The sequence below is a fragment of the Burkholderiales bacterium genome (assembly GCA_015075645.1).
In the GTDB taxonomy this organism is placed as follows: domain Bacteria; phylum Pseudomonadota; class Gammaproteobacteria; order Burkholderiales; family Casimicrobiaceae; genus VBCG01.
Genome location: JABTUF010000001.1, coordinates 371,546 through 393,985 on the forward strand (window position 1 = coordinate 371,546; position 22,440 = coordinate 393,985).

17 protein-coding genes are annotated in these 22,440 nt (G+C 70.1%); 7 read left to right on the top strand and 10 right to left on the bottom strand.

The window, feature by feature from the left end:
• Nucleotides 1-77: 77 nt before the first annotated feature.
• The 7 genes from HS109_01700 to apbC all read right to left on the bottom strand — a co-directional run bounded on the left by HS109_01700 (nucleotide 78) and on the right by apbC (nucleotide 9,142).
• On the bottom strand, nucleotides 78-2,081 hold the full coding sequence (locus HS109_01700) for an AsmA family protein (protein ID MBE7521077.1): 2,004 nt from the start codon (nucleotides 2,079-2,081) through the stop codon (nucleotides 78-80).
• Nucleotides 2,082-2,095: 14 nt separating this feature from the next.
• On the bottom strand, nucleotides 2,096-4,393 hold the full coding sequence (locus HS109_01705; GenBank protein MBE7521078.1) for an arginine/lysine/ornithine decarboxylase: 2,298 nt from the start codon (nucleotides 4,391-4,393) through the stop codon (nucleotides 2,096-2,098).
• Nucleotides 4,394-4,567: 174 nt separating this feature from the next.
• Nucleotides 4,568-5,392: a DUF2182 domain-containing protein gene (locus HS109_01710; GenBank protein ID MBE7521079.1), complete on the bottom strand. Its 825-nt coding sequence runs from the start codon at nucleotides 5,390-5,392 to the stop codon at nucleotides 4,568-4,570.
• Between the two features lie 45 nt (nucleotides 5,393-5,437).
• The gene (locus HS109_01715) at nucleotides 5,438-6,040 is read right to left on the bottom strand and encodes a DUF1326 domain-containing protein (protein ID MBE7521080.1); all 603 of its coding nucleotides are present in this window, start codon (nucleotides 6,038-6,040) and stop codon (nucleotides 5,438-5,440) included.
• 190 nt (nucleotides 6,041-6,230) lie between these two features.
• A complete protein-coding gene (locus HS109_01720; GenBank protein MBE7521081.1) occupies nucleotides 6,231-7,433 on the bottom strand; it encodes an MFS transporter in 1,203 nt (400 codons plus the stop codon).
• A 45-nt stretch (nucleotides 7,434-7,478) separates the two neighbouring features.
• Complete coding sequence (locus tag HS109_01725) at nucleotides 7,479-8,039, bottom strand: dCTP deaminase (GenBank protein ID MBE7521082.1); 561 nt, start codon at nucleotides 8,037-8,039, stop codon at nucleotides 7,479-7,481.
• Nucleotides 8,040-8,053: 14 nt separating this feature from the next.
• Complete coding sequence (gene apbC, locus HS109_01730; protein MBE7521083.1) at nucleotides 8,054-9,142, bottom strand: iron-sulfur cluster carrier protein ApbC; 1,089 nt, start codon at nucleotides 9,140-9,142, stop codon at nucleotides 8,054-8,056.
• Nucleotides 9,143-9,292: 150 nt separating this feature from the next.
• Here apbC and metG point away from each other — a divergent pair, with 150 nt between their 5' ends.
• From metG to HS109_01765, 7 genes are read left to right on the top strand one after another with little or no spacing between them, the layout of a single operon-like run.
• Nucleotides 9,293-11,392 (top strand): methionine--tRNA ligase, encoded by a 2,100-nt coding sequence (gene metG, locus HS109_01735; GenBank protein MBE7521084.1) that lies wholly within the window; start codon nucleotides 9,293-9,295, stop codon nucleotides 11,390-11,392.
• A 52-nt stretch (nucleotides 11,393-11,444) separates the two neighbouring features.
• Nucleotides 11,445-13,442: a hydrogenase 4 subunit B gene (gene hyfB, locus HS109_01740; GenBank protein ID MBE7521085.1), complete on the top strand. Its 1,998-nt coding sequence runs from the start codon at nucleotides 11,445-11,447 to the stop codon at nucleotides 13,440-13,442.
• A complete protein-coding gene (locus HS109_01745; protein MBE7521086.1) occupies nucleotides 13,439-14,389 on the top strand; it encodes an NADH-quinone oxidoreductase subunit H in 951 nt (316 codons plus the stop codon). Before hyfB ends, HS109_01745 begins: the two co-directional genes overlap by 4 nt.
• A 2-nt stretch (nucleotides 14,390-14,391) precedes the next feature.
• The gene (locus HS109_01750; GenBank protein MBE7521087.1) at nucleotides 14,392-15,063 is read left to right on the top strand and encodes a formate hydrogenlyase; all 672 of its coding nucleotides are present in this window, start codon (nucleotides 14,392-14,394) and stop codon (nucleotides 15,061-15,063) included.
• Nucleotides 15,064-15,100: 37 nt separating this feature from the next.
• Entirely contained in the window at nucleotides 15,101-16,552 is a 1,452-nt protein-coding gene (locus tag HS109_01755) for a hydrogenase 4 subunit F (GenBank protein MBE7521088.1), read from the top strand.
• A 6-nt stretch (nucleotides 16,553-16,558) separates the two neighbouring features.
• Nucleotides 16,559-18,106 carry an NADH-quinone oxidoreductase subunit C gene (locus HS109_01760; GenBank protein ID MBE7521089.1) on the top strand — a complete coding sequence of 516 codons (1,548 nt, stop codon included), beginning with the start codon at nucleotides 16,559-16,561 and terminating at the stop codon, nucleotides 18,104-18,106.
• A gap of 2 nt (nucleotides 18,107-18,108) precedes the next feature.
• Nucleotides 18,109-18,672, top strand: coding sequence for an NADH-quinone oxidoreductase subunit B family protein (locus HS109_01765; protein MBE7521090.1), 564 nt, complete (start codon nucleotides 18,109-18,111; stop codon nucleotides 18,670-18,672).
• 43 nt (nucleotides 18,673-18,715) lie between these two features.
• Here HS109_01765 and HS109_01770 read toward each other — a convergent pair whose 3' ends face one another.
• From HS109_01770 to HS109_01780, 3 genes are read right to left on the bottom strand one after another with little or no spacing between them, the layout of a single operon-like run.
• On the bottom strand, nucleotides 18,716-19,459 hold the full coding sequence (locus tag HS109_01770) for a carbonic anhydrase (GenBank protein ID MBE7521091.1): 744 nt from the start codon (nucleotides 19,457-19,459) through the stop codon (nucleotides 18,716-18,718).
• Nucleotides 19,456-20,043 (bottom strand): hypothetical protein, encoded by a 588-nt coding sequence (locus HS109_01775; protein MBE7521092.1) that lies wholly within the window; start codon nucleotides 20,041-20,043, stop codon nucleotides 19,456-19,458. Before HS109_01775 ends, HS109_01770 begins: the two co-directional genes overlap by 4 nt.
• A 56-nt stretch (nucleotides 20,044-20,099) precedes the next feature.
• Nucleotides 20,100-22,409: a patatin-like phospholipase family protein gene (locus HS109_01780; GenBank protein MBE7521093.1), complete on the bottom strand. Its 2,310-nt coding sequence runs from the start codon at nucleotides 22,407-22,409 to the stop codon at nucleotides 20,100-20,102.
• Between the last annotated feature and the right edge of the window lie 31 nt (nucleotides 22,410-22,440).

Here is a 22,440-nt window from a genome sequence, read left to right on the forward strand (position 1 = left end):
TTCGCGCGATGACCTGATCGCGGCGCGTTCGCGGTCCTGGCCATCGCGACCGCGGTCGAATGGCGGTCGCGCGAGACTCAGCGTCCGAACAGGCCCCGCAGCAGCGGCGCCAACGGATCGCCCGAAGACGCGCTCGGTTGCGCGTTCGCCGGCTGGCTCTTGCCGCCGGCGCGGGCCGTGGCGCAGGGCGACTTGTCCTCCCCCGCCTGCAGCAGCGGCGAGGCGAGGAGCGACCACCCGCCGGTGGCGACCGCGCCCCCCAGCGTCGCGGCGGCCTTCGCCGCGCCGAGCGTGTCGAGCTTGAACGACGGCCTGTCGATCGGGCCGGTGACGCGAATCACGTCCGCGAGTTCGACCGACGGCATCGCCGCGATCTTGCGCGCGCGTGGGCGCACCAGGAGGTCGAGCGTCGCGCGCGCGAGGTCGATCGTGCCGGACGCCGACGCCGTGAGGCGCGAGGTCTCGACGGCGATCGTCCGGTCCGCGTGCGCGATGCCCTTGTCGACCGCGAGGCGCACGACGGCGCACTGGATGTCGGTGGAGGGATCGACGCGGCGAAACGGATTCACCGCGTCGAAGATGCGCGTCATCGCGCTGCCGCCGGCGTCGAGCGCGACGCCGCGCACGCGCATCGGTCCCGTCTCCGCCGCGATGCGTCCGCCGGCGCCGCCGAGGAACGCCGCGGTCGACCGTGCCGGTCCCTGCAGGTCGACGGCGAACGTCGTCGCGCCGCCGGACAGGTTCTTGCCCACCTCGAGACCCGGCGCCGCGCGCGCGAGTTCGATGCCGCGCCCGTCGACCACGAGCCGGGCGCGCCCGGTCGACGCATTGGCCTCCACGCGCCCGGTGACCTTGCCGCCGCCGAAATCGAGTCCGATCGGATGGGCGTCGAGCTTGCCTGCGCTGATCACGATCCGGCCACGCAGCGCGGTCGCCTCGAAGGCGCTCGGCAGCACGAGCCGGTCGATCACGAAGTCGACGTCCGCATCGAGCTTCGACAACGGCGACAGCGGCGACGCGTCGCCGGTCGCCTGCGCCGGCGCACCGGAGCTCGATGACGGCGCCGAGTCGCGCAGCTTCGGAACGTCGACGAGATCCGCATGCAGGCGACCGGAGAGCTTCGGCACCTTCGCCCTCGCGTCGAATTCGAGCGTGCCGTCGAAGCGCGAACCCGCGACGTCGCCCGCGAGGCCGTCGAGCGCGACCTTCCGCTCGCCTGCGTCGATCCGCGCGGCCACGCGCCCCTCTCTCGCGGCGAGGCCCGGCAGGCGGCGCGCGAGCCATTCGCTGCCCGCCGTCCAGCCCACCGACGAGTCGGCGGCGAACACCGGTCCGGAGCCGCGGTCCTCGATGCGTCCCTTCGCGGTCAGCGTGACTCCGCCGCCCGCGACACGGACGTCCAGGTCGAGCGGCATGCGATCGCGCGCGAACACCACCGGATCGCCGGTCGACGCGTCGATCGTCCAGCGCACGCCGTCGGCGTCGACCGTCCCCTTCCACGTGTAGCGCCCTTCGATGCCGGGCGCGATGTCGAGTCGCGGGATGGCGATGTTCGTGGCGTCCGCTCCGCGCGGTCGCCACGAAACTTTCGCGTCGACGACCGCGATGGCCCCCGAGAGCCTGAACGGCGCTCCCGGGCGCTTCGCCTCCTCGGCCGAGGGCGTCGGCGCGGGCCGATCCCCCTTCGGCGTGAACACCCAGTTGCCGCTGCCGTCGGCAAGCGTCTCGAGCGCCACGTCGACGCCGTCGAGTTCGAGCGACTCGACGACGATCTCGCGCGAGCGCAGGAGCGGCAGCAGCGCGACCGCGCCCTTCACCTCCCGGGCGCGGACGAGTTCTGGGCGCGATGCTCCGGGCGGATTCGAGAGCGAAACCTCCTCCGCGACCACGGCGAGCCGCGGCCAGACGGCGACCGACAGCGTCCGCGCGGTCATCTGCCGCCCGGTCAGCCGGCCCACCTCGGCCTCCGCGTAGCGGCGGATCGCGTCCATGTCGATCGTCGCGTACGCGACGAGGGCGGCCGCGACGACGAGCGCGACGAGCGCGAGAGCGGCGATCGCGATCCAGCGCAGGGGCCGCATCGGCGTTCCCGGCGTCAGGTCCGGCGGGCGCTGCGCACCCGCAGGTTCGGCGCGACCGATACCACCTTCGCCCCCGCCACGCAGTCGACGAAATAGCGCCTGCGTCCGCCGATCTCCTCCTCGACGAGCCCGTGGATGTCGGTGTCGAAGCCGGGAAAGCGCTCGTTGAAGTCGCGGGCGAACTGCAGGTACTTCACGATCTGCCGGTTGAACCGCTCGCCCGGGATGAGCAGCGGAATGCCCGGCGGATAGGGCGTCACCAGCGCGCTCGTGATGCGCCCCTCGAGGTCGTCGATCTCGACCCGTTCGATCTCGCGGTGGGCCATGCGCGCGAACGCGTCGGCGGGCTTCATCGCGGGCTCGAGGTTCGACACGTACATCTCGGTGGTGATGCGCCCGATGTCGTTCGCGCGGTAGACGCCGTGGATCGCGTCGCAGATCTCGCGCAGGCCGACCTTCTCGTAGCGCGGATGCGCGGCGACGAACTCCGGCAGCACGCGCCACAGCGGCAGGTTGCGGTCGTAGTCGTCCTTGAACTGCTGCAGCTCGGTCACCATCGAGTTCCAGCGGCCCTTGGTGATGCCGATGGTGAACATGATGAAGAACGAGTAGAGCCCGGTCTTCTCGACGATGATGCCGTGCTCCGCGAGGTAGCGCGTGACGATCGCCGCCGGGATCCCCGGGTCCGCGAAATCTCCGTCGACGTCGAGCCCCGGCGTCAGCACGGTGGCCTTGATCGGGTCGAGCATGTTGAACCCCGGCGCGAGGTCGCCGAAGCCGTGCCAGCGCTCGTTCGCCTCGAGCATCCAGTCCTCGCGGTTGCCGATGCCCTCGGCCGCCAGATGGTCCGGGCCCCAGACCTTGAACCACCACGAGTCGCCGAACTCCCCCTCGACCTTGCGCATCGCGCGGCGGAAGTCGAGCGCCTCGCGGATCGACTCTTCGACCAGCGCCGTGCCGCCGGGCGGCTCCATCATCGCCGCCGCGACGTCGCAGGACGCGATGATCGCGTACTGCGGCGAGGTCGACGTGTGCATCAGGTAGGCCTCGTTGAAGCGGAAGCGGTCGAGCTGCCGCGTTTCCGAGTTCTGCACGAGGATCTGCGAGGCCTGCGAGAGCCCGGCGAGCAGCTTGTGCGTCGACTGGGTCGAGAACACGAGCGCGTCCTTCGAGCGCGGCCGGTCGCGGCCGATCGCATGCATGCCCCGGTAGAAATCGTGGAACGCCGCATGCGGGAGCCAGGCCTCGTCGAAGTGCAGCGTGTCGATGTGCTCGCCGGTGAGCTCCTTGATCGTGTCGACGTTGTAGACGACGCCGTCGTAGGTGCTCTGGGTGATCGTCAGGATCCTCGGGTTCGTCTTCACGTCGCGCGCGAACGGGTGCGCGCGGATCTTCTTCTGGATGTTCTCCCAGCGGAACTCGTCCTTCGGGATCGGGCCGATGATGCCGAGGTTGTTGCGCGTCGGCGTCAGGAACACCGGGATCGCGCCGGTCATCGTGATCGCATGCAGGATCGAGACGTGGCAGTTGCGGTCCACGACGACGACGTCGCCGGGCGCGACCGTCGCGTGCCACACCATCTTGTTCGAGGTCGAGGTGCCGTTGGTGACGAAGAACAGGTCGTCCGCGTTGAAGATGCGCGCCGCGTTGCGCTCGGAGGCCGCGACCGGGCCCGAGTGGTCGAGGAGCTGGCCGAGCTCGTCGACCGCGTTGCACACGTCGGCGCGCAGCAGGTTCTCGCCGAAGAACTGGTGGAACATCTGGCCGACCGGGCTCTTCAGGAACGCGACGCCGCCCGAATGGCCGGGGCAGTGCCACGAGTAGCTGCCATCGCTCGCGTAGTGCGTGAGCGCCCGGAAGAACGGCGGCGCGAGGCCGTCGAGGTAGGTCTTCGACTCGCGGATGATGTGGCGGGCGACGAACTCCGGCGTGTCCTCGAACATGTGGATGAAGCCGTGCAGCTCGCGCAGGATGTCGTTGGGCAGGTGCGACGAGGTGCGCGTCTCGCCGTACAGGTAGATCGGGATGTCCGCGTTGCGGACGCGGATCTCGCGGATGAAGTTGCGCAGGTTCACCACCGCCGGGTCGAGCTCGGGGCCCGGCGTGAACTCCTCGTCGTCGATCGACAGGATGAACGCGGAGGCGCGCGACTGCTGCTGCGCGAACTGCGCGAGGTCGCCGTAGCTGGTGACGCCGAGCACCTCGACGCCCTCGGCCTCGATCGCGCGCGCGAGCGCGCGGATGCCGAGCCCGCTCGCGTTCTCCGAGCGATAGTCTTCGTCGATGATGACGACGGGAAAGCGGAATTTCATCGTGTCCTCTCGTGGTGCGGGGCCGTTCCGGGCGCGAGGCGTCCGGCGGCCCCGGGCTGGCCGGGATTGTCGCGCGGTTCGGCGCGCGGCGCGATGGGATGGACCGCGGATCGGGCGATGGGTGCCCCGGGGTGCGGCCGGCGCGCAACGCCGCCGCCCCGGCCGGTCCGGCGTTCAGGCGTGCGCTACGACGATCGCGCCCGCCCAGGCGAGGAGCCCGAGTCCGAGCGGCGCGCGGATCGCCTGGCCGCCGGGCAGGTTCTTCTCGACCGCCATCGCCGCCGCGATCGCGAGCATCCAGCCGGGATTGCCCATGCCGACGACGAAGGTGACGAGCATCAGCGCCCAGCAGCAGGCCACGCAGAACGCGCCGTGGTCGAGGCCGAGCCGGAACGCTTCCGCCGCCGGACGGCGGCCGTGCCAGTGCGCGTTCACGAAGCCGAACGGCGTGCGGCAGCGCTCGAGGCAGCGGTATTTGAGCGCGGAGAACTGGAACGCGCCGGCGAGCGCGAGCACGCCGGCACCGATGAGCCACGCGCGCGCGGCGATGCCGGGGCTCGCGGCCGCGAGGCTCCGGATGCCGGTGTCGGCCGCGTGCGCCGCCACGCCGAACCCCATCCAGACAGCGACGTAGCCGCCGAGCATGATGCCGACCAGCCGGCCGGCGTCCGGACGACCGGCCACCACCCGCCGGAACATGCCGAGGAGCGGGAGCACGGTCGGCACCATCATCGCCGCGATCATCAGGAGCCATGCGAGGCCCGCGACGAGCGCAGGGACGACGATCTCGCCTCCCGGCAGCGCGCGGCAGAGCGGCGAGAGCGCGAGCGTGTCCCCCCAGCCGCCGTGGTCGAGGTAGCCGCGCCACGGGCTCGCGCTCCACAGTGCGAGGAGCGCCCACGCGGGCACGACGACCGCGGCGATCAGGATCACCGCGGGGCGCCGGGCGTCGCTCCGGCGGGGAGCGAGCGGAGCAGCGGGCGTGGTCGAGCCAGCCATGCGTCGACCACGCCGGCCACGCCTCCGACGGCGTGGCCGGCGCGGTCAGGCGGTGAACACGAACGTGCTCTGGATCGCGTTGTTGCCCTTGAGGTCGAGATCGATGCCGAGCCTCGGGTTGCTCGCGCGGTAGCGCAGCGCCTTGCCGACGAACGCGGGTGAACCGGGCACCGTCGAGAAGACCGAATCGCGCAACGTCGTCACCTCGCCATGCGCGCCGCGGAAGGGCTCGAGCTCGGCCAGGCCGACATTGCCGACCTTGAGGTGACCGTGGCCCTCGTGCACGGTGAACTCGATCGGCACCTTCTCGACCGAGACGACTTCGCCGATCAGCTTCGCGAGATCGGCGATCGGTCCACCCCGCTTGCCGGAGAACACCGCGATGAGCGCGTCCTGCTGCGCCGGGCTCGCTCCGTCGTCCACGTACAGAGCGGCCCGCCAGTTGCCGGCGAGCACGTTGCCGGGGATGTCCCCGAGGCACGCGACCGTGCGGCCCGCGACGTCGAGTCCGTCGACGCTGCCCTTGTCGATGTGCCAGGCCATGAAACCCTTGCAGGTTCCGTTGTCCGGATCTTCGCCGATCCAGCACGGGCAGAGCACCTTGCAGTTGCACACTTCGAGGAGCCGACCTTCGAGACGGTAGGACATGGGGCCTCCTGCATCGTGGTGGGGAAGCCGGACCGGGCTCGTGGCCCGGGGGGAAGTCGATCCTACGCCCGGCGCATGGCGGAGACCCTACGAAAAATCCGCCGTTGAGCCCGCCGCGGCAATCCCCGCTCCCCCTCCGGGGAAGGGGAACGGATCGGCTCGCGGTCACCCGCCCGCGCCCCGCGCTCCGCTACCGGCGGCCGCCTGCGAGCGCGACCGAACGCGGATGGGCGCGCAGGCGGACCATCGCCCACACGCCGATCGCCGGGCCGATCGCGAGCGGCACGAACGCGTGGCGCCAGCCGAGCGACTCGACGAGCGGCGGCATCATGTGGATGGTCGCGAGCGTCAGCGTGAACCCCAGCGCTGTCTGCAGCGTCAGCATGGTGCCGACGCGGGACTTGTCGGCGAGTTCCGCGATCGACGCGGAGAACTGCGCCGAGTCGGCCACGATACTCACGCCCCAGACCAGGCACACGGCGACGACCAACGCCGGGGGTCCGCCGAACAGCGTGCCGATGCCGGCCGCGCAGCTTCCCGAGATCGCCATCGCGACGATCGTGAGCGTCGTGCGTCCCAGGCGGTCGGCGAGAAAGCCCGCAACGACCGCGCCGACGCCGCCCGATGCGATCGTCGCGAACGCCGCGAGCATCGCGGCGGCGGGCGCGTCGTCGGCAGGCAGGGTGAGCGCGAAACTCGCTCCCAGGAACACCGCGATCCACGCCCACATCGCGTAGAGCTCCCACATGTGCCCGAGGTAACCCAGGTTCGCGAGGCGCAACGGCACGTCGCGCCAGGCGTCGAGGATCGCGCGAGGATCGAAGCGCGGCGCGCTCGCGCGGTTCGGCCCGACGTTCACGAGCAATACGAGTCCGGCGGCGGCAAGCGCGCAGACCGAGGACACCGCGACCGGAATGCGCCAGTCGACGCCGCCGAGCGCGTTGAACAGGTACGGCGACGCCGACCCGAGCGTCAGCGCGCCGACGAGGATGCCGACCATCAGACCCATGTCGCCGTCGGCCCAGGTCGCCACGATCTTCATGCCGACCGGGTAGACCCCCGCCATCGCCATTCCCGTGGCGAATCGGATGGCGGGCATCGCCCAGGACGACGGATCGACGAGGAGCAGCAGGGCATTCGCCGCCGCGCCGAACGCCGCGCTCGCGGCCAGGAAGCGCCGCGGATCGAGGCGGTCCGCGAGACCGAGCAAGGCGGACAGCAGGCCGCCGGCGACGAATCCCAGTTGCACGCCCGAGGTCAGCGCCGACTGCATGAACCCCGAGATCCGGTACTGCGCGATCAACTGCGGCACGACGGCCGAGGCGGAGAACCACAGCGCCATCGCCATCACCTGGCAGATCGCGAGGATCGCGATCGACGCGCGCTTCGACATGGCCCCTCCCTGGCCGGGCCGGGAGCCCGACCCGCGTGACGCGGCCTAGATCCTGGGGAGCGTGACGCCCTTCTGCCCCTGGTACTTGCCTCCCCTGTCCTTGTACGACGTCTCGCAGACCTCGTCGGACTCGAAGAAGATCACCTGCGCCACGCCCTCGTTCGCGTAGATCTTCGCGGGCAGCGGCGTCGTGTTGGAGAACTCGAGCGTCACGTAGCCTTCCCACTCCGGCTCGAACGGCGTGACGTTCACGATGATGCCGCAGCGCGCGTAGGTGCTCTTGCCGAGGCAGATCGTCAGCACGTTGCGCGGGATGCGGAAGTACTCGACGGTGCGCGCGAGCGCGAACGAATTGGGCGGGATGATGCAGACGTCGCCGCGGAAGTCGACGAAGGACTTCTCGTCGAAGTCCTTCGGATCGACGATCGTCGAGTTGATGTTGGTGAAGATCTTGAATTCCTGCGAGCAGCGGATGTCGTAGCCGTAGCTCGAGGTGCCGTAGGAGACGATGCGCCGGCCGTCGACCGAGCGCACCTGCCCGGGCTCGAAGGGCTCGATCATCCCCTGCGCCGCCATGCGGCGGATCCAGCGGTCCGACTTGATCACGGCGCGGCGCTTCCCTAGGTGTTCTGCACGACGATGCTCGGGAACTTCGACGAGAAGTCCTCGGCCTTCTGCGCGACCGCGATCGCGACCTTGCGCGCGATCTGCTTGTAGACCTGCGCGACCGGACCGTCCGGGTCGGCGACGACGGTCGGGCGCCCCGAGTCGGCCTGCTCGCGGATGCGGATGTCGAGCGGGAGGCTCCCGAGGAACGGCACGCCGTAGTCGCGGCACATCTTCTCGCCGCCGCCGGAGCCGAAGATGTGCTCGGCGTGGCCGCAGTTCGAGCAGACGTGGATCGCCATGTTCTCGACGACCCCGACGATCGGCACGCCGACCTTCTCGAACATCTTGAGGCCCTTGCGCGCGTCGAGGAGCGCGATGTCCTGCGGCGTCGTGACGATCACCGCGCCGGTCACCGGCACCTTCTGCGACAGCGTGAGCTGGATGTCGCCGGTGCCCGGCGGCATGTCGACGACGAGGTAGTCCACCTCGCGCCAGTTGGTGTCCTTCAGCAGTTGTTCCAGCGCCTGCGTGACCATCGGCCCGCGCCAGACCATCGGCGTGTCGGGATCGATCAGGAATCCGATCGACATCGCCTGGAGGCCGTAGGCCTCCATCGGCTCGAGCGACTTGCCGTCCTTCGATTCCGGCCGCCCGCCGATGCCGAGCATCGTCGGCTGCGACGGACCGTAGATGTCGGCGTCGAGCACGCCGACGATCGCTCCCTCCGCGGCGAGCGCCAGCGCGAGATTGACGGCCGTCGTCGACTTGCCCACGCCGCCCTTGCCGCTCGCAACCGCGATGATGTTCTTGACGCCCGGCACCAGCTTCACGCCGCGCTGCACGGCGTGCGAAGTCACCTTCTGCCCGACCGAGACGTCGACGCGGCCGACGCCGGGCAGCGCGGCGAGCGCGTCGGCCACCTGCCGGCGGATCACGTCGTGCTGGCTCTTCGACGGATAGCCGAGCAGCAGGTCGACTTTGACGTCGGCTCCCGACACGGTGACCTTCCGCACCGACTTGCCGGACACGAAGTCGCGGCCGGTGTTCGGATCGATCAGGCTCTTCAGGCGGGACTGGACATCGGATTCTGCGATCGGCATGGCGTGACGGCCGCTCCCGGCGGCGCTGGCGACTCGTGGCGAACGCCCATTCTAGCCGATCCCCTCCTCCCGTCGCCGGTCCATGCACGGGTCCGCGACCGCCCGTTTGCTAGAATCGGACGCTTCCCCCCGACCGCAGCAAGGTCTTCGATGCCCGCCGCGCCCCGGACGCTGTTCGTGACCACGGCCCTGCCGTACGCGAACGGCCCGTTCCACATCGGCCACGTCATGGAGTACATCCAGGCCGACATCTGGGTGCGCTTCCAGCGGATGCGCGGCGCGAACGTGCACTTCGTGTGCGCCGACGACACGCACGGCGCGCCGATCATGCTGAAGGCGGAAGCCGAGGGCACCACGCCGCAGGCGCTGGTCGCGCGCGTCGCCGCGACGCGGCCGAAGCACCTCGACGGCTTCCACATCGGCTTCGACCACTGGCACTCGACCGACTCGCCGGAGAACGTCGAACTGTCGCAGGACATCTACCGCAGGCTCAAGGCGCGCGGACTCGTCTACGGCAAGCCGGTCGAGCAGTTCTACGACCCGGTCAAGGCGATGTTCCTGCCCGACCGCTACATCAAGGGCGCCTGCCCGAAATGCGGGGCGAAGGACCAGTACGGCGACGCGTGCGAGAACTGCAGCACGACCTACGCGCCGACCGACCTGATCGAACCCTACTCGACGATCTCGGGCGCGCGCCCGGAACTCAAGACCTCGGAGCACCTGTTCTTCCGGCTGTCGGCGCCCGAGGTCGTCGCGTTCCTGCGCGAGTGGACGGCGCATCCGTCGGCGGGACAGGCGCTGCAGCCCGAGGTGCTGAACAAGGTGCGCGAGTGGCTGGGACCGCCCGACGGCGAGAGCCGGCTCGCCGATTGGGACATCTCGCGCGACGCGCCCTACTTCGGCATCCCGATCCCCGACGCTCCGGGCAAGTATTTCTACGTGTGGCTCGACGCGCCGGTGGGCTACCTCGCGAGCCTCTGCGCGCACCTCGGCTCGCGCCAGGCGTTCGACGCGTTCCTCGCGCGGCCGGACGTCGAGCAATACCACTTCATCGGCAAGGACATCGTCTATTTCCACACGCTGTTCTGGCCGGCGATGCTGAAGTTCGCCGGGAAGCCCTTCCGGACGCCGGACAACGTGTTCGTGCACGGCTTCATCACGTTCCAGAACGAGAAAATGTCGAAGTCGCGCGGCACCGGCATCAGCCCGGACGTCTACCTCGACCTCGGGCTCAACCCCGAGTGGCTGCGCTACTACCTCGCGGCGAAATTGAACGACAGGGTCGAGGACCTCGACTTCAATCCCGACGACTTCGTCGCCCGCGTCAACAGCGACCTCGTCGGCAAGTACGTCAACATCGCGAGCCGCGCGGCGAGCTTCCTCGCGAAGCACTTCGATGGCAGGCTTTCCGACGAGCGCGAGCATCGCCGCGCCTGGTGGACCTCGCTCGCCGGGAACGCGGAAGCCGAGATCGCCGGGGCGATCGACGAGCGCGAGTACGGCAAGGCGCTCCGCCGCGTGATGGAACTCGCCGACGCGATCAACCGGCATTTCGACGAGCGCCAGCCCTGGCTCCTCGCGAAGGACACCGCGAAGCGCGCCGAACTCCACCGTGTGGTGAGCGAGTGCATCACCGGCTTCAAGAACCTGACGGTGTTCCTCGCGCCGGTCCTGCCGGCGACCGCGCGGAAGGCCGCGACGTTCCTCGGCATCGATCGCGAACTGCGCTGGGACGACCTCGCCGCCGACGTCGGCGGAATCGCGCGCTACGAGCACCTGCTGGGGCGCATCGACCCGAAGGTGGTCGACGCGCTGATCGCGCCTCCCGAAACCCGGGCCGCGGCGGCACCCGCCTCCGCCCCCGCGACCGCCGCCCCGAAGGCCGCGGCGTCCGCCGCTCCGGCCGCGCCGGCGACCGATGCGACGATCACGATCGACGACTTCGCGAAGGTCGATCTGCGCATCGCGCGCATCGTCGCGGCGGAACAGGTCGAAGGCGCCGACAAGCTCGTGCGGCTCACGCTCGACGTCGGCGAAGGCCGCCATCGCACCGTCTTCGCCGGCATCAAGGCCGCCTACGATCCCGCGGCGCTGGTCGGCAGGCTCACACCGATGGTCGCGAACCTCGCGCCGCGCAAGATGAAGTTCGGCCTGTCCGAGGGCATGGTGCTGGCCGCGTCCGGCGACGGACCGGGCGTGTTCCTGCTCGCTCCCGACACGGGCGCCGCGCCGGGCATGAAGGTCAAGTGACCGGAACACCGCCTGCCCGCCACACCGGACATCCGCTCCGGGTCCGGTAACGATGCAACACGACGCACTCCCGCTCTTGCTCGCCGCGGTCGCCGCGTGGCTCGTGATCGGCGCGATCGGCCTCGCCGCGTGGCGTCGGTTGCGCATCGTGAGCCGGGTGCTGTTTCCGCTCGGTGCCGGCGCGGGCGCGGCCCTCGCGGTCGTCGCGTGCCTCGCGATCGGCGCACCGGCGAGCGTGACGGTCCTGCCCCTGGGCCTTCCCGATCTCCCGTTCCACCTGCGTGTCGACGCACTCTCGGCGTTCTTCCTCGCGCTGCTCGGCTCCGCCAGCGCCGCGATTTCCCTGTTCTCGGCGGGATACTTTCGATCGAGCGACGGGACGGCGCCCGGCCTCGTCTGCTTCCAGTACCACGTGTTCCTGGCGGCGATGGCGCTGGTGCTGATGGCCGACGACGCCTACCTGTTCATGGTCGCGTGGGAGGCCATGGCGCTGTCCTCGTATTTCCTGGTCACGACCGAACATCGCATTCCGGAGATCCGACGCGCGGGGTTCCTGTACCTGCTGATCGCGCACGTCGGCGCCATCGGGATCCTGCTCTGCTTCGGGGTGCTCCAGGGTGGCAGCGGCGACTACACGTTCGCGGCGATGCGCGCCGCCGCGCTGTCACCCTCGTGGGCCTCGGTCGGGTTCTTCCTCGCGCTTCTCGGCTTCGGCGCGAAGGCGGGCCTGCTGCCGCTCCACGTCTGGCTCCCGGAGGCCCATCCGGCCGCTCCCTCCCCGGTCTCGGCGCTCATGAGCGGCGTCATGCTCAAGACCGCCATCTACGGCCTGCTGCGCGTCGTGTTCGACCTGCTGCATCTGCAGATCTGGTGGTGGGGAGTGATCGCGCTCGCGCTCGGCCTCGTGACCGCGCTCTTCGGCGTGATCTTCGCCGCGGCGCAGACCGACATGAAGCGGCTGCTCGCCTACTCGTCGATCGAGAACATCGGCATCCTCGTCGCCGGCATCGGTCTCGCGATCCTGTACCGGTCCTACGACAAGCCGCTGCTCGCGGCGATCGCGCTCACCGCGGTGCTCTACCACTCGATCAACCACGCGCTGTTCAAGAGTCTCCTGTTCCTCGCGACCGGCGCGGTGCTGCACGCCACGCACGAACGCAGCCTGGGGAAGCTGGGCGGCCTCATCCACCGGATGCCGTGGGTCGCCGCGCTCGCGCTCGTGGGCACGCTCGCGATCGCGGGGCTCCCGCCGTTGAACGGCTTCGTCTCCGAGTGGCTGCTGCTGCAGGCGTTCCTGTTCACGCCGACGCTGCCGCAATCGTTCGTCAACATGCTGGTGCCGATCGCCGCGGCGGCGCTCGTGCTCGCCGCCGCGCTCGCCGCGTACGTGATGGTCAAGTTCTACGGCGTGATCTTCCTCGGCCGCCCGCGCGAGGCCCACCTCGCCTACGCGAAGGACGCGGGGCGGCACGAGCGGATCGCGCTCCTGCTCCTCGCCGGCGGTTGCGTGCTCCTCGGCGTCCTGCCCGGCGCCGTGATCCGCGCGCTCGACCCGGTGAACGCGATGCTCGTCGGCGTGCCGCTGGGAGAAGCCGCCGGCCATTGGCTGATGCTCGCGCCCTTCGGCGAGGAACGGTCGAGCTACAGTCCGATGATCGTGCTCCTCGTGGTCGCGGCGGTCGTGCTGGTGACGATGCAGGTCGTCCACCGCCATTACCACGGGCGCGTCCGTCGCGCCGACCCGTGGGATTGCGGTTTCCCGCTGCAGACACCCCGCATGCAGGACACCGCCGAGGGCTTCGGCCAGCCCGTGCGCCAGGTGTTCGAACCGTTCTTCCGGATCGAGCGCGAACTGCCGTCGCCGTTCGACGCGGCGCCGCGCTACCGGGTCGCGGCGGCCGACCCCTGGTGGCACTGGATCTATCTTCCGATCGCGCGCGCGGCGGACTTCGCCGCGCGCTTCGTCGGCCTGATCCAGCAGGGCCGCATCTCGGTCTACCTCACCTACAGCTTCGTGACCTTGCTGGCGCTGCTGTTCCTGGTCCGATGAGCGCGACCGCCCTGCTCTCCCAGTTCGTGCAGGTCGGCCTCGCGCTCGCGCTGGCGCCGCTGCTCGTGGGCTGGGTCAACCAGTGCCGCGCCTGGCTCTCGAACCGAAGCGCGCCGCCGATCACGCTGCCCTACCGCACGATCCGCAAGCTGTTCACGAAGGACGCGGTCGTCGCGAGCAACGCCTCGCCGGTGTTTCGGCTCACGCCGTACGTCGTGTTCGGCGCGATGTGCTGCGCGGCCGCCATCGTGCCCTCGCTCGCGACCGACCTGCCGTTCGCGGCCGCGGCCGACGCGATCGCGCTGGTGGGGCTGTTCGCGCTCGCGCGCGTGTTCATCGCGCTGGCCGCGATGGACATCGGGACGGCCTTCGGCTCGCTGGGCGCCCGACGCGAGATGTTCGTCGGCTTCCTCGCCGAGCCGGCGCTCCTGATGGTCCTGTTCACCGCCTCGCTGATCTCGAACTCCACGTCGCTGCCGTCGATCGTCGACACGCTCGCGCACCGCGAACTCGCGATCTATCCGTCGCTCGCGTTCGCGGGCGTCGCGTTCACGATGGTTTCCCTCGCGGAGAACGCGCGCATCCCGATCGACAACCCCGCCACGCACCTCGAACTCACGATGATCCACGAGGCGATGCTGCTCGAGTACTCGGCGCGCCACCTCGCCCTGATCGAATGGGCGACCGCGCTGAAGCTCTTCAACTACTCGTGCATCGGACTCGCGCTGTTCTTTCCCTTCGGCATCGCGCAAGGCAGCGACGACTGGTTCGCCATCGCACTCGCCGTGCCCGCGCTCGTCGCCAAGCTCGCGGCCGGCGGCTTCCTGCTCGCGCTGATCGAGACGGCGTCCGCCAAGTTGCGGATCTTCCGCGCGCCGGAATTCCTCGGGACCGCGTTCCTCCTCGCGGTCCTCGCGATGCTCGTCCACCTGCTCCTCGGCAGCTGAACATGCACCTCCTGCCGCTCTACGCGCAGCTCATCAACCTGTTCGCGGCGATCCTGCTCTTGCTGTCGTTCGCGATGCTCGCGCAGCGGCGCGTCCTCTCGCTGATCGACCTCTACGCCGCCCAGGGCCTCGTGCTCGCCGCGTCGACCGCGATCGTCGCCTACGGCACGGGGCAGTACCACCTCTACGAGTCCGCGGCGCTCACGCTGGTCCTCAAGGTGCTCCTGCTGCCGTGGATCCTCTATCGCCTGATCCGGAAGCTCGACGTCAAATGGGACGTCGAGCGGCTGATCAACGTGCCGACGACCATGCTGATCGGCATCGTGCTCGTCGTGTTCGCCTTCAATCTCGCGGTTCCGATTTCGCAGCTCGCCAGCACCGTCACCCGATCGACGCTCGGCATCGCGATGGCCTGCGTGATGCTCTCGTTCCTGATGATGATCACCCGGCGCAAGGCGATCCCGCAGGTCATCGGATTCCTGTCGATGGAGAACGGACTCTTCTTCGCGGCGACCAGCGCCACCTACGGCATGCCGATGGTCGTCGAGCTCGGCATCGCGCTCGACGTGCTCGTGGGGGTGCTCATCCTCGGCGTGTTCTTCTTCCAGATCCGCGAGCAGTTCGACAGTCTCGACCTGCGGCATCTCGAATCGCTGAAGGAGGAGAAGGAGTGAGCGTCCTGGCGCGGCCGGGCTGTCGCGGGCCCCTCGCATGATCGAGATCCTCGCGGTGCTGGGCTTTCCGCTCGCCGGAGCGCTGATGCTGGCGCTCATGGGCGAGCGCGACAGCGCGGCGACCGTCAACATCGGCGCGAGTCTCGCGACCTTCGCCGCCGCCGTCGCGCTGACCATTCGCGTCGTCACAGACGGCCCGCTGCTCGCGCTCGACAAGCTCTTCTTCGTCGACTCCTTCAACGTGTTCCTCGTCGCGCTCACCGCGTTCGTCGGCTGCACGACGTCGGTGTTCTCCCGGCCCTACATGCGGATCGAGCGCCAGCGCGGACACGTGAACGCGGCGCGGCTGCGCCTGTACCACGGCATGTACCAGCTCTTCGTGTTCACGATGCTGCTGGCGCTCCTCACCAACAACATGGGCATCCTGTGGGTCGCGCTGGAGGCGGCCACGCTGACGACGGTGCTGCTCGTCTCGCTCTACCGTACGCCCGCGAGCCTCGAGGCGGCCTGGAAGTACTTCATCCTGTGCGGCGTCGGCATCGCCCAGGCGCTGTTCGGCACGATCCTGCTGTTCTTCGCCGCGGAGAAGCTGCTCGGCGCGGGCGGGGGCGCGCTCCTGTGGACCGAACTCGACGCGGTGAAGGCGCAGCTCGAGCCCACGGTGCTCTCGCTCGCGTTCGTGTTCCTGCTCGTGGGCTACGGCACCAAGGTCGGGCTCGTCCCGCTGCACAACTGGCTGCCGGATGCGCACGCCGAGGGCCCGACGCCGGTCTCCGCCGTGCTGTCCGGGCTCCTCCTCAACGTCGCGCTCTACGCGGTCGTCCGCTGCAAGGTGCTGGTCGAGGGCGCGCTTCCGACCTCGTTCGCGAAGAACCTGATGATGGGATTCGGCCTGCTGTCGGTCGTGGTCGCCGCGTTCCTGCTCTCGCGGCAGAAGGACATCAAGCGCCTGTTCGCGTATTCGTCGATCGAGCACATGGGCATCATCACGTTCGCCTTCGGCATGGGCGGCGCGATCGCGAATTTCGCGGGACTGCTGCACATGACGGTGCACTCGCTCACCAAGTCGGCGATCTTCTTCGCGGTCGGCCACGCGACGCAGAAGAGCGGGACGCAGCTCATCGACGGCATTCGCGGCCTCATCACGACCAGCCCGGTCATCGGCTGGGGGCTCATGATCGGCACCCTCGCCATCCTCGGGATGCCGCCGTTCGGCGTGTTCGCGAGCGAGTTCCTGATCCTCACGACCGCGATGCGCGAAGAGCCCTGGGCCACGCCGTTCCTGCTCGTCGCACTGGGCATCGCGTTCGCCGCCGTGTTCTCGAAGGTGCAGCCGATGGCGTTCGGCGAGCCGCTCGCCGCCCGCCTCCCCCACCGCCCGGCGATGCTGCCGGTATTCGTGCATCTCGCGCTGGTGCTGATGCTGGGCCTGTGGATCCCGCCGTTCCTGGCCGCGTGGTACCGACAGGCCGCGCTCCTGATCGGCTGACGCACGATGGACCTCTCCCGCCTCGGTCTCTCCGGCGTGCCGTTGCCTTCGGCGATTCCCGCCGCGCGCGTCGCGGCGGGGTCGGGGCAACTCGTTCCCGCGTGCCGCGTCGCACGCGAGCAGGGAGCGCATCTCGTCGCTCTGTGGGCGAGCGACGAGCGCGACCGCGACGCGGGGTTCGCGGTGCGCGTCGCGCTGGGCGACGCGGCCGGCCTCACCGTGCTGGAGACGACGGTGCCCGACCTGCCCGACGCGCGCTACGGCGACGTCTCGGCGGTCTTTCCGGCCGCGGCGCGAATGCAGCGCGCCGCCTTCGACCTCGTCGGCGTGGCCTCCGAGGCCGGCGACCAGCGTCCGTGGACCTGGATGGCGAGCTGGCCGATCGACCGCTATCCGCTGCGGCGCGACTTCGAGGCCTCGCCCAAGTGGGAGCCGGGCCAGGAGGAGTACGAGTTCGTCCGGGTCGACGGCGACGGCGTGCACGAGATTCCGGTCGGCCCGGTCCACGCGGGCACCATCGAGCCCGGTCACTTTCGCTTCCAGGTGGTGGGCGAGAAGGTGCTGCGGCTCGAGGAGCGGCTCGGCTACGCGCACAAGGGGATCGAGAAGCGCTTCGAGACGATGCGCGCCGCGGACGCCTTCCGGCTCGCGGGCCGCGTGTCCGGCGACAGCACGGTCGCCTATGCGTGGGCCTACGCGCAGGCGCTCGAGGCGATCGCGGGCCTCGCGGTGCCGCCGCGCGCGCTCTGGCTGCGGGCGCTCGCGCTCGAGCGGGAGCGTATCGCGAACCACCTGGGGGACCTCGGCGCCCTCGGCAACGACGGCGGCCTCGCGTTCGGACTCGCGCAGTTCTCGCGCCTGCGCGAAGAGTTCGTGCGCACGAGCCGCGACGCGTTCGGCCACCGTTTCATGATGGACGCCGTCGTGCCCGGCGGTGTCGCGCACGACGTCGAGCGCGGCAGGCTCGCGTCGATGGCTGCCGAGGCGAAGCGGCTCGCCGCGGAGGTCGCGACGTTGCGCGGCATCTACGACGAGCACGACGGACTGCAGGACCGCTTCCGGACCTGCGGCCGCGTGGCGCCCGAACTCGCGGCCGATCTCGGGCTCACCGGCCTCGCCGGCCGCGCGAGCGGCCAGGCGCGCGACCTGCGCGTCGACTTTCCGTCGGCGCCCTACGACGTGCTGGCGGTGCGGAAGTGCGTCGACGACGGCGGCGACGTCGCCGCGCGCGTCGCGGTCCGGTTCGACGAGCTCGCCGAATCGCTGCGGCTCGTACGTGCGATCGTCGACGCCATCCCCGAAGGCGTCATCCGGGCCGCGCTCCCGGAGCCCGTCCCCGCGAAGCTCGGCCTGGGCGCGGTCGAGGGATGGCGCGGCCCGGTGCTGGTCGCGCTCGAAACCGGCCCCGGCGGCACGATCCGCCGCTGCCATCCGCACGATCCGTCGTGGTCGAACTGGCCGGTGGTCGAGCACGCGGTGATCGGGAACATCGTCCCCGACTTCCCCCTCATCAACAAGTCGTTCAATCTCGCCTACAGCGGACAGGACCTCTGACGATGCTGAGAATGCTGAAACAGATCGCGAAGGTCGGGGTGTGCACCGAAGCGCCTCCCGCGCCGGCCGGCGAGCTCGCGAAGGCCGCACGCATCCAGGCCGAGGTCCTCGCGACGCTCGGCCGCGCGCTCGCGATCCGCCAGGTCGACGCCGGCTCGTGCAACGGCTGCGAGCTCGAGATCCAGGCGCTCGGCAACCCCCGCTACAACATCGAAGGGCTGGGCATCCGCTTCGTGGCGAGCCCCCGCCACGCCGACATGCTGCTCGTGACCGGCCCGGTGTCGAAACACATGGCCATCGCGCTCAGGCGGACCTACGATGCCACGCCCGAGCCGAAGCTCGTCGTCGCCGTAGGCGACTGCGGATGCCACGGCGGCATTTTCGGCGAGAGCTACGCGAGCCTCGGTGCGGTCTCCAACGTGATCCCGGTCGACGTCGAAGTGCCCGGTTGCCCGCCGACGCCCACGGCGCTCCTCCAGGGCATCCTCGCCGCGATTTGCGCCCGCGCCGCGGGAGGTGCGCCGCAGGCGGGCGAACGCGGCGACCGGTCCGCCGGAGGGTCCTGACGCGACGTCCCCCGGCGCGCCAGCGAGCGCTCGCGCCGGGGCCTCAGGCGGAGAACGTCACGCGCCCGGTGGCGACATCGTGCATCGCCGACACGACGCGGAGCTTCTTCTCGTCGACCAGCTTCCGGAGCACGAGGCTGCGCGAGGTGACCTGCGCGGCCGTGAGCTTCGCGTTCGCGTCTGCGACCGCCTGCACCCAGGCCTTGTTCTTCGTGTTCGCCTCGCCGGTCGCCTTCGCCGCCTTGATCGCGGGAGCGAAGGCGCGCAGCATCGCCGTCAGGTGGCCGAGCTTCGCGCCGTCGATCGCGCCCTTGATCGCGCCGCACTCGCTGTGGCCGAGCACGACGATGAGCTTCGCCCCCGAGAGCTCGGTCGAGAACTCGAGGCTCGCGAGGATGTCGTCGTTGACGAAATTGCCGGCGATGCGCGCGCAGAAGACGTCGCCGATCCGCTGGTCGAACACGAGTTCGGGCGGCACGCGCGAATCGATGCAGCCGACGATGGCCGCGAACGGAGCCTGCCCGGAGGCGGTCTCGCGCACCTGCGTGCGCAGGTCGCAGTTGATCGTCCGGCCGGAGACGAAACGCTCGTTGCCTTCGACCAGCATGCGCAGCGCCGCGTCGGGCGAGGTGTCGCGCTGGCGCTCGCGCGTGAACACCGCGCACTCGGACGCAACGAGGGACGTCTGCGCTGCGGCCGTCGACGACAGGACGGCGGACGCCGCGCCGAGCGCCGGGACCGCGAGGACGAAGCGCCGGCGGTCGAACGGCGCCCCCCGCGCGCTCATTTCTTCGCGGGTGTGACGGCGATCGCCACGGCCTCGGTGTAGGTCGCTTCGACCTGGTCGCCCTTCGCGACCAATGCGAACTGCTTCGGGTCGCGCACCTTGAGCTCCACCGTGCGCTGCGGTCCCTTGAGCGTCACCGTCTGCGTGGCCGGATCGAGCGCGACGACGTCGGCGATCACGGTCACCTGCCGGCCGATCGCCCCGCCGGGCGCAGCACCTTCCTTCGCGCGCATGGCTCCCGCCGCTTCCGACTTCTGGACCGTCTTGCCGCCGCCCTTCTTCAGTTCGAGCGTCAGCGCCTCGACGTACTGGACGTCGACCGCGTCGCCGACCTTCATCTGCGCGAAGTTGCGCACCTCGGGCCCTGCCGTCAGCGTGATCTCGCGACCCTGCGGCCCCTTGAGCGTCACCGCGCGGGTCTTCGCGTCGATCGCGGTGATCGTCGCGGTCACGTTGACGGTCTGCGCGACACCGCCGACGCCGGGACCCTTGCCGGCGATCACCGCCCCGGATTGCGCCACCGCGACCGACGGCAGGAACGCGGCCGCGACGAGCGCGGCAACCATGGAAAGCATCGACTTCATCGTTCGAACTCCTCGCGGCCCGATGCCGCAGCAGTGAAAGGGGTGCGTTGCAGCGTTCACGGACGGCCCAGGAAGAAGTACGCGCTGCGATAGCCGCCGTCCATCGCGCCATAGCCGAGGTACACCGGACCCACCGGCGTATCGACGCCGAAGAATACCGCACCGGACACGAGCGTTCCCGTGAGGTTGCCCGGCACGAAAGGCGCCTTCATCTGGCCGACTTCCGCCGAGGCGCCGACGTACATCCCCGGAATCAGCTTGAATGCCGCCATCTTGTACAGGTAGACGAGCCGCCCGAACGTGAGGCGCTGGCCGAGCAGCGCGCCCGCGGGCAACCCGGATTGCTGCAGGAAACCGCCCCATTGCACGAGGTCGTAGACCGGCAGGTCGTCGTTGCCCACGTTGCCCGCGAGCCGGATCGACGGCATCAGCGTGTGCGGACCGAAGCTGTAGGCGGCGACGCCGGTCAGTTCCCCGCGCACATAGGTGTCGCGCGCGCCGATCGCCTTCGACGACGCGAACACGTCGAGGGTCGCCGCGAAACCGGCGCGGGGGAAGTTCACGCTGTCGAGCTGGTCGAGGATCGCACGAAACCGGAATCCGCCGCGGGAGACCGAGCTGGGATCGGGTTCGTACTCCGGGGCGCCGGTGTCGAGCGACGCCCGGGAGTGCCCGGCGAGGACACCGACGCGCACCTCGCCGTAGCGCGTGAATGCGGCGCCGAGGTCGATGCCGGCGTAGGCCGTCTCGAGGTCGTAGGTCGCGATGCGCTGGGCCTGGTAGTAGAGATCGATGTCGCGCCGCGACACCGAGGCCCGCGGCGCGATGAAGAGCCCGTTGCGCGCGCCGAGCGGCTGGTAGAACTCGGTGGCCACGTACGACACCTGCCCCACCTGCGCGTCGGTGCGCCATTCCGCTCCGAGCGGATTGATCCACGTCTTCCGGTAGCTGACCGCGAGATTGAACGTGTTGTCGCCCTTGAAGTTCGACTGCAAGCCGAGGCCGAAGCGCAGGTAGTCCGGGCCCCACGACTTCTCGATCGCGTCGATCGAGACGATCTGCCTGCCGGCGTCCTGGATCAACTGGTAGTCGACGTGCTCGAAATCGCCGGAGCCGTACAGCCGGCGGAGGTCGCGGTCGAGGCGATCGCGGTCGAGGACCTCTCCCGGCCGGGTATCGATGAAATTCGAGAGCGCCGCAGGATTGACCCGGTGGAGTCCGGGGAAGTCGATCTTCGCGACCACCTCGGGCGGTCCCTCGGGGGGCGCTGCATGCCGCGCGCGCAAGACGGCGTAGCGCTCGGGCGAAATCGCCAGCGCCGACAGCCGCGGCGCCGCCGCTCTCGCGGCCGCCTCGCCGATCGGCACGGTCTTCGGCAGGTGGTCGAAGTCCCCCGCCGAGAAGTTGCCGAGCGCCGGCTCGATCAGGATGTCGGTCGGCTTCAGCGACGCGAGCGACGCGCGGACGTTCTGTTCGGTCAGGATGTTGATCATCTGCGCGGTTACGCCGAGGACCGACTGAACCTGGTCGCGGGTCATCAGCGGGGTGCCGAGGTTCACCGCGATGACGATGTCGGCGCCCATCGCGCGCGCGGCGGCCACCGGCAGGTTGTCGGTCAGCCCGCCGTCGACGAGCAGCTTGCCGTCGATCTGCGCCGGCGACATCACCCCGGGCACCGACATGCTGGCGCGCATCACGCGCGCGAGGTCGCCATGGTCGAACACGACCGGCTTGCCGGTCACGAGGTCGGTCGCGACCGCGCGGAACGGGATCGGGAGGTCGTCGAAGCGGACCGGTTCGCGCACCTTCGAGAGATGCCGCAGCACCGCCTCGAGCTGGATGCCGCTGACCAGTCCCTTCTGCAGCAGGATCTCGCCGTCGCGCACGCCGAGTTCGAGGCCGAAGAGGACCGTCAGGTCGTCCTCCTTGCGGCGAATCGGCTTCTCCTGCCGCGGCGGGTTGTCGTGGAACAGGAGATCCGAGCGGATCGTCCCGATCAGCTTCTCCATTTCCCCGATCGACATGCCGCTCGCGTACGCGCCGCCGACGAGCGATCCCATGCTCGTGCCGGTGATGCAGTCGACCGGCACGCGCAACTCCTCGAGGACCTTCAGCACGCCGACGTGCGCGGCGCCGCGAGCGCCTCCCCCCGAGAGCACGAGGCAGACCATCGGGCGGCCTTCCGGCTTGCGCAAACGCGTCGTCGGCGCAGGTTGCATGGTGGCCTGCGGCGGCACGGCGACCGGGGCTTTCGGGGCGTCCGCCGGCTGCGCGAGGGCCGAGCCGAGCCACGACGCGGCCGCCCATGCGCCAAGCGCGACGGTTCGGCGAAAGGCCTGCCGGGCAGGGCGGAGCGCCGAAGTCATGGTCCGCGGATGCTCGCACGAGCGTCCGGAT